This window comes from Enterococcus sp. (assembly GCF_032555305.1).
Classification (GTDB): Bacteria; Bacillota; Bacilli; order Lactobacillales; family Enterococcaceae; genus Enterococcus_A.
In genome coordinates, this window is the sequence record NZ_JAWGOQ010000013.1 from 116,160 (window position 1) to 123,141 (window position 6,982).

Sequence of the window (6,982 nt, forward strand, 5' to 3'; positions counted from 1 at the left end):
TGTCTTACTCTATGATGGTCTCAATTTCAGATTTCGCATCTTTAAGAGCATCTTTAGGAGTCGCTTTTCCAGATAACGCCGACTGAACAGCTTTCGCTAGCACTTCTTCAATTTCTGTCCAATAAGGAGTAGCAGGTCTATTTTGAGAGTATTCATTATCTAACGTTTCTAATACAGCCCCTAGATGCTCATCACCTGCTTGTGTTTCATATTTTTCATATACAGACGTTCTCCCTGCGATCTTCAATGAACCTTCAGTCATGTATTTCTCGTTATTGTCATACATGAATTTCAGATATTCGATTGCTGCCTCTTGATTCTCAGAATTTTTCATCACACATTGATACCATGGTCCTGTTGTAGCGGCTACACCAGCAGAGCCGCCAATCATTGGTGCTACACCAACTTTTTCCTTATTCAGTTCATAAGCGGCCGGATATTGATGGCTCCAGTTTAATTGCATCGCAAGTTTTCCATTATTAAACATTTCCTGAGCCTCAGTAGATGCGACAGATAGCGTTTCTTCAGGTGCGTAGCCTTTTTCATAGAGATCACATAGATATTGCAACGCATCAACATAAGGTTTTTCATCAACCAATACTTCATTGTCCTTACCTAAAACTAACGGTTTTGCTCCAGCCTGTGATGCTTGATCAAGGAAACTACAAACCGTATCTCCAGATGCCATCCCGAAAACGGCGGTTCCATACATATCATCTTTAGTAAAGAATTCCGCACATTCTTTGTATTCTTCCCAAGTAGTAGGGACTTTTAAATCGTGACCATATTTCTTGTTGAATTCTGTTTTATTTTTCTCATCTTCAAAGAGATCTTTTCTATAAATGAGTACTTTACTATTAATCCACATCGGTAGTCCTAGCAGCTTATCATTCAACGTCCCACCATCTTCAAGTGTCGGAAGAAAATCAGAAGTGATCTTGTCATCCACTGATTTATTAAGTGGTGTTAATGCGTTCTCAAAAGCGGATAACCAGAGAACGTCCAGACAAACAACATCATGAGCCGCCGATTTTGATTTCACTTCTGTCGAAACTTTGTCATACATTCCAGAATAAGGAACTGAATCAACCACTACCTTATAGCCTGTTTCCTTTTTGAAAGCATCAGCAGTACTATTAGCGATCTTCTCAGCAGGACTTCCACTTTCTACAAGGACTGTAATTGTCTTGTCCTTTCCTGCTTCCTTACTTTCCGAACCATTTCCACAAGCAGAAAGTACTAATGTGCTTACCAGTGTCAAAGCTGCTAAAGCAAACACGCCAAATCTCTTTTTATTCTTTTTCATTTTTCCACTACCTTTCTTTTCGACCATTTAAGAATTAAATGCAAATGACAATCAATTATTCCAGCAATACATTCAAACCTAATCTTGGCGGCTTTTTTATGAACCGCTTTCATTACAAATCTATACACAGTGCTAAAAAGGAACCGAGTTAATCTTAGTTGATTCACTACCTCCTTTTCATTTTTGTAAGCTCTTTCTAACACCCTACGCCGTAAGTATAAAATATGAAATTATTAATGTCAAACGTTTTCAAAAATATTTTCTCTAATTCGTCAAAATGGGATTAGAAATAAAAAAGGAACGAACGAATTTTAGTTTAGAAATAGGCAGTTCCCGAAGGCATACTCTTTCTTAGCCCCAAAAAAGTGTTTTAATATTGAAATTCAAATGACGCATTTTAATGAAAATATTTTCATGAATTGCTTGAAATAATCTATTCCACATTGTATGATAACCGTATGATAACTAGACAGTAATTTACAAACGCTTCCACTCGAAGCAATACAGTCATTTGAGTTACGTAAACCATCAGGCAAAGAGAGGCTGCACAAATATGGACAAAGTGGGAATAAAGGCGATCGCAGAAAAAAGTGGTGTTTCCCTAACTACTGTTTCAAGATATTTTAATAAACCAGAACTGCTATCACAAAAAACAAAAAATAAAATACAAGCAGTGATTCAAGAATTAAATTATAGTCAGGATAATGTTGCCAGAATATTAGTAACCGGCAAATCTAATCTTGTAGGCGTCATCTTCCCTCAGTTACACCTTAGCTTCTATACAGAATTGCTAAATCAGCTCATTCAGTTTGGAGAAGAAAAAGACTACAGTTTTATTGTTTATACCTCAAGAGATACGAAAGAGGAAGAACTAAATGTCATCGACATGTTAAAGTCCTATCGTGTAAAAGGGATTATTTTATTAAGTCATATTCTGGATTCAGAGGACATTGAAAAATTGGATGTTCCCATCATCTCAATTGAGCGTGCTGGCGGGGATTTTTGCCAAATCAATAACGATAATTATACTGGTGGCAAGCTTGCTGGAGAAAAATTGATGGCTGACGGATGTGAAGTATTGATCCATATTAATAATGGATATTATGATGATTGGCCTTCCTTCAAACGAATTGTAGGCTTTGAATTTTCAGTGAAGGATACGCTTCATGAAACAATCATTCGTGAAGAACTGACCGACCCATATTCTGAAGAAGCATCCACTACTATGTCTGCGGTTTTAGATAATTTACTTGAAAAATATCCAAATAAAAAAATGGGGGTTTTCTGCTCAAACGATGATATTGCAAATATGCTTCAAAGAGACTGCATACGAAAAGGGATAAAAATACCAGAAGAGTTAGAAATAATCGGGTATGATAATTCCCCAGTATCTGACAACGCTATTTACCCCATCACATCAATAGACCAAAATATTCCATTGATGGCAGAAATAGCTGTGAATTCATTAGATACGTACATCCCTCACGAAAATGTAGTAGCTGCGAAACTAATAGAAAAGGGAACCACCCTTTAGAAAATTTAACAGAATACATTGTATAAATCGTATGAGTAACGACTAATCTTAGGTAGTTGCTTTGCGGTTTTTCTTTTTTCCAATAGAATCAAACGACTGTCCCTCTAAGGTCCACTATCAATGTTCTTCTAGCAACATCTTTCGATGCGTATGATCGTCGATAATCCATAGCTTTTTTATTTGGAAATTTGCTAAATCATTCGTTATTCGACATTCATGATAATCAATAAAGAATGGTTCTTCTTGCCGATGGATAATCGTAATGGTTCCTCTCTGATCATCTCGATTGAACTCAAATATCTGTATGTAATCTAACTGAACATCCTATTGTTTCACCTTTCCATCAATCAATTGAAAACAACGTAACTGTATTTCCTTTGGTACTTGTTCATTCACTTCCCTCGTAATATAGCGATTTTCTTGTGTATCGAACATTGCTTAATCCTCCTTTTAAGGCACAAAAATAGCCCAATCACCGATTAAGATGATTAGGCTTCATAGTAATAATATATCCTTGTAAATTGGACTGTCTCTAATCCAAGTAATACTTAGTAGCTTATCTTCATAATACTAAGTAATTCGGGACTCACTTAATGTAACTCAGTCACTAAATAAGGACTATTCTGTTACATTCAAAATATACTAAATGGAAAACAGCGTGTCACTTTTATTTTTAAATGACGCGTTTTTACTATAATAAATGGCGTGATCATAACCCAATAACTAAACTATCTCTTGCTGCTTCTACAACATCGACAGTAATAGTATTTAACTGATTAATTTCCAGTATTCGATGGATTTGTGCAAATAGTCTGTGCAGTAATCTAAAATTTCCTTTCGTGATCTTTATAATGCTAGTAATTGCTTCATAGTCAGAAAAATCTTCCAATTTCAGATCAAGTCCTAGATCCGACCATTTGTATTCAATAATATGATGGGTCTCATCTTTGCTTAAGTTATCAAACTCATGTGCAAATCCGATTCTTGAATAGAGTTGAGGGTACCTGCTTAGTCTTTTTTCTATACCAGGCATGCCGATCAAGACCATGGCAATATCATTTTGATCATAAATATCTCTTAACTGCTCAAAATGTTGAAGCTTTAATCGATCAATTTCATCAACAATAATTAAATCAATTCCCTTATATGCGTCAGTCGATAATCCGCCATCTTCTTTTCCTTCTTTTTCGGTTAGATAAATATTTCTAGTCAATCCAATCCGCATGCCATATGTATGAATATCACCACTGATCCTAGTTTGTCTTTCTGCTGGTGCTGTGCAAAATATCGTATTGGCGTAAAGAATTTCTTTAGTTGCATCTATTCCGATCTCCTTGTTAACTTTAAAATCAATTTGCTTATAAATACTATCCCAGTTAGCATAATGGCGTGCTGATACAGTTTTTCCAACTCCAGGAATTCCATAACAGACTCCAATGTATTTGTATTTAATGCATGCGTCACAGAATTCCGCAAATCGTTTATATTCTTTCGTCTCAATAAATGTTTTCGACTTATTCATTGAAATACCTCTTTAAAGTAGTTTTTTTTTTCTTATTAGAATGTCCAGCTTTTTCCTCTTGTTCTGTGATCAATAGATCGACTGAACTCGGAGAGTTGATTTTCTCTTTTAGGATCTTTCTACGTTTTGTTCTTGCAGCAACCAAATCATTGATATCGATCGAATAATTTGAAATTTCAGGAGAGACTGCATTACACAAAAATTGATTGCGATAAAACACTCGAATTTCTGCTATGTCTGAAGGGTTGTATCGAATTAGGACTGATTCTCCTACAAAAGCCGAGAGGTTAGGATTGGTATATCGTAGTCCTTGGAAATGAATACCATCTGAATGTACCTTTCTCGACTTAGAAATTTCCAGCAACAATAAATCTAATTTTTCAAGATTTTCTGGAAGATTCGGTAAAAATAATTTTGAATTCCATTTATCAATTGGACACATCTTAATTGAAGAATGTTCTTTAAAGTTATAGTCATAGATCAAAAAATGATGAAGTTTGTTCCGAAATTCTTGAAAATTAAGTCTGTCAGCTTTATCAGAATTTCCAATATATCCTGGTAAAGACTCTAAGAAAAGCTGATTAACTGTGAGAAAGAAACGTTCAATTTTTCCTCTACCGCGTGGAACTCCTACTTTAGAAAATAATAAGTTAATTCTCAGATCAATCGCAACTTGTTCCAAGTGATCAGAAGTGAAGTCACTCCCATGGTCTGTATAAAAGTGTTCTGGTATACCACAAATAGGCCATTTGGAATCTCGTTTGGTCCAAATAGCCTGGTGTAATGTTAATGCAGTTTGAATAGCAGAAGGGGAGTCAAAAGATACAGAATAGCCGGCAATTGCACGACTGTAATCATCCATAATAATCGTTAACCATGGACGTTTTGGGACTCCTTTAGTATCGATGATCTCGATATCTAATAAAGTATGGTCCGCTTGCCACACTTCATTTGGTCGTTTGGGCTCTCGAATCTTGATAAGGTCGAACTTTTCTGAATAAACCTTCTCACCCTCATGAGCCAGTACACCAACAGAAGAGGGAAGAGATTTAATAGCCTTATAGACCTGACTATAGCTAGGGGAAATGAACTTTTTTTCGGTACAAAATTTACATAGCTTTCTTTGGATGGTTGCAATACTCATTTTTCTATAGGTAAAGAACAAGCTTTCAATTTCACTAATGACTTCTGGATCTAAACGAGTTTTACCGCTATCAGATCTCGTTTTACGAACCAATCCAATTAATCCATTTTCTTGATAGTGTTTCTTCCAACGCTGCAAGGTTCGAAGTGGGATTCCTTCATCTTCAGATATATCAACTAAGGATTTCTGATAAGCTAAATTTGGTTGGATTACTTTGTACTTGCTCATTGCTGCTTGTCTTTGATTGTCGGAATAACTAACTAACTGATCCTTTCGACTTTTCATTATCTCTGGCCTCCATTTTATCGAGATACCGGTAAATTGTTGTTCTAGAGACATTCCATTTTTCCGCAATAGTTTTAATTGGCGTACCATTATCGATCAACATTTTCATTAGATCCAAATCGTTAGCGTTCAACTTTTCTGGTCTTCCCCCAAATCGACCGCGAGCTCTTGCAGCAGCTCTACCAGCTGCCGAACGTTCCAATATCAAATTCCGCTCAAATTCTGCGAATGCTGCAAACAAGTGAAACATCAATTGACCAGTAGAACTAGATTTATCCATAGTGATATTTTCCTGAAGGCTATGAAAACCAACTCCTCGTTCATTCAATCTATTTACAATAGAAATAAGATCTTCCATATTTCTTCCTAAGCGATCCAAACGCCAAACAACTAATGTGTCTCCAGATCGAACAAAATCAATGGCCGTTTCCAAACCAGGTCGATTACTTTTTGCACCACTCATATGATCAGTGAAAATTTTCTCACATCCAAATTTATTTAAGCTATCTTCTTGTAAATCCAAATTTTGTAATCCGGTAGAGACCCGGGCGTATCCTATTTTCAAAATTATCACTCCATTCTCGAAAATATTGTACCATAACTTTAGAAACAGGGGAGTATTTGAACATAGATTATGATACGGGTTTATGAACACGATATAATTCTATTTAGGTAAAATTTTAATCAAAAACAAAAGTGTACAGAAAGGGACCATTTTATGAACAATCAAACAACCATTTGAATATAGATTGGTGTTCTGATATAATACATTCAAATATAAATTTGAATGTAGAGGTATGAGCTTATGAGTAATGAAATTTGTGAAATAACTTGTATTCATGAAGACAAGGTTAATCGTGCCAAAGCTAAGCTAGCCAACTTTGACACTCTGACAGTGAGTGGTTTCTTTAAAATATTGTCAGATGAAAATAGACTAAAAATTGTACATGCCTTAGTTCATGAAGATGAGCTATGTGTTTGCGATATTGCAAATATCATTGATGCTTCAGTCGCAACTACTTCACACCACCTGAACTCCTTAAAAAAATTGGGCGTAGTTGATAATCACAAGGATGGAAAGTTAGTCTACTATTTCCTAAATAATTCATACTTCCAAATCACACCCACAAAAGCTTGATATTATCACTATTTTGCAGAATAGTCATTTTTCACCTATTGGGTACACAAAAA

Annotated in this window: 6 protein-coding genes and 1 pseudogene; 2 read left to right on the top strand and 5 right to left on the bottom strand. The window is 35.5% G+C overall.

Annotation, left to right across the window (positions count from 1 at the left end; all coding sequences use genetic code 11):
• Positions 1 to 4 precede the first annotated feature (4 nt).
• Positions 5 to 1,306 carry an ABC transporter substrate-binding protein gene (locus E6139_RS11440; RefSeq protein ID WP_216409669.1) on the bottom strand — a complete coding sequence of 434 codons (1,302 nt, stop codon included), beginning with the start codon at positions 1,304 to 1,306 and terminating at the stop codon, positions 5 to 7.
• Positions 1,307 to 1,859: 553 nt separating this feature from the next.
• Between E6139_RS11440 and E6139_RS11445 the strand changes: the two genes are divergently transcribed.
• On the top strand, positions 1,860 to 2,840 hold the full coding sequence (locus E6139_RS11445; RefSeq protein WP_216409670.1) for a LacI family DNA-binding transcriptional regulator: 981 nt from the start codon (positions 1,860 to 1,862) through the stop codon (positions 2,838 to 2,840).
• Positions 2,841 to 2,957: 117 nt separating this feature from the next.
• Here the strand turns inward: E6139_RS11445 and E6139_RS11450 are convergent.
• From E6139_RS11450 to E6139_RS11465, 4 genes and pseudogenes are all read right to left on the bottom strand, one after another.
• A pseudogene (locus tag E6139_RS11450) lies at positions 2,958 to 3,275 on the bottom strand (DUF960 family protein).
• Between the two features lie 274 nt (positions 3,276 to 3,549).
• Positions 3,550 to 4,362: an AAA family ATPase gene (locus E6139_RS11455; protein WP_216409671.1), complete on the bottom strand. Its 813-nt coding sequence runs from the start codon at positions 4,360 to 4,362 to the stop codon at positions 3,550 to 3,552.
• Positions 4,355 to 5,791 carry a Mu transposase C-terminal domain-containing protein gene (locus E6139_RS11460; RefSeq protein ID WP_216409701.1) on the bottom strand — a complete coding sequence of 479 codons (1,437 nt, stop codon included), beginning with the start codon at positions 5,789 to 5,791 and terminating at the stop codon, positions 4,355 to 4,357. Before E6139_RS11460 ends, E6139_RS11455 begins: the two co-directional genes overlap by 8 nt.
• Positions 5,763 to 6,356 (bottom strand): recombinase family protein, encoded by a 594-nt coding sequence (locus E6139_RS11465; RefSeq protein WP_216409672.1) that lies wholly within the window; start codon positions 6,354 to 6,356, stop codon positions 5,763 to 5,765. The genes E6139_RS11460 and E6139_RS11465 overlap by 29 nt, the downstream gene beginning before the upstream one ends.
• A 240-nt stretch (positions 6,357 to 6,596) precedes the next feature.
• On the opposite strand from E6139_RS11465, the gene E6139_RS11470 reads away from it, so the two are divergent.
• Positions 6,597 to 6,929: a metalloregulator ArsR/SmtB family transcription factor gene (locus E6139_RS11470; RefSeq protein ID WP_316403203.1), complete on the top strand. Its 333-nt coding sequence runs from the start codon at positions 6,597 to 6,599 to the stop codon at positions 6,927 to 6,929.
• The last annotated feature ends 53 nt before the right edge of the window (positions 6,930 to 6,982 follow it).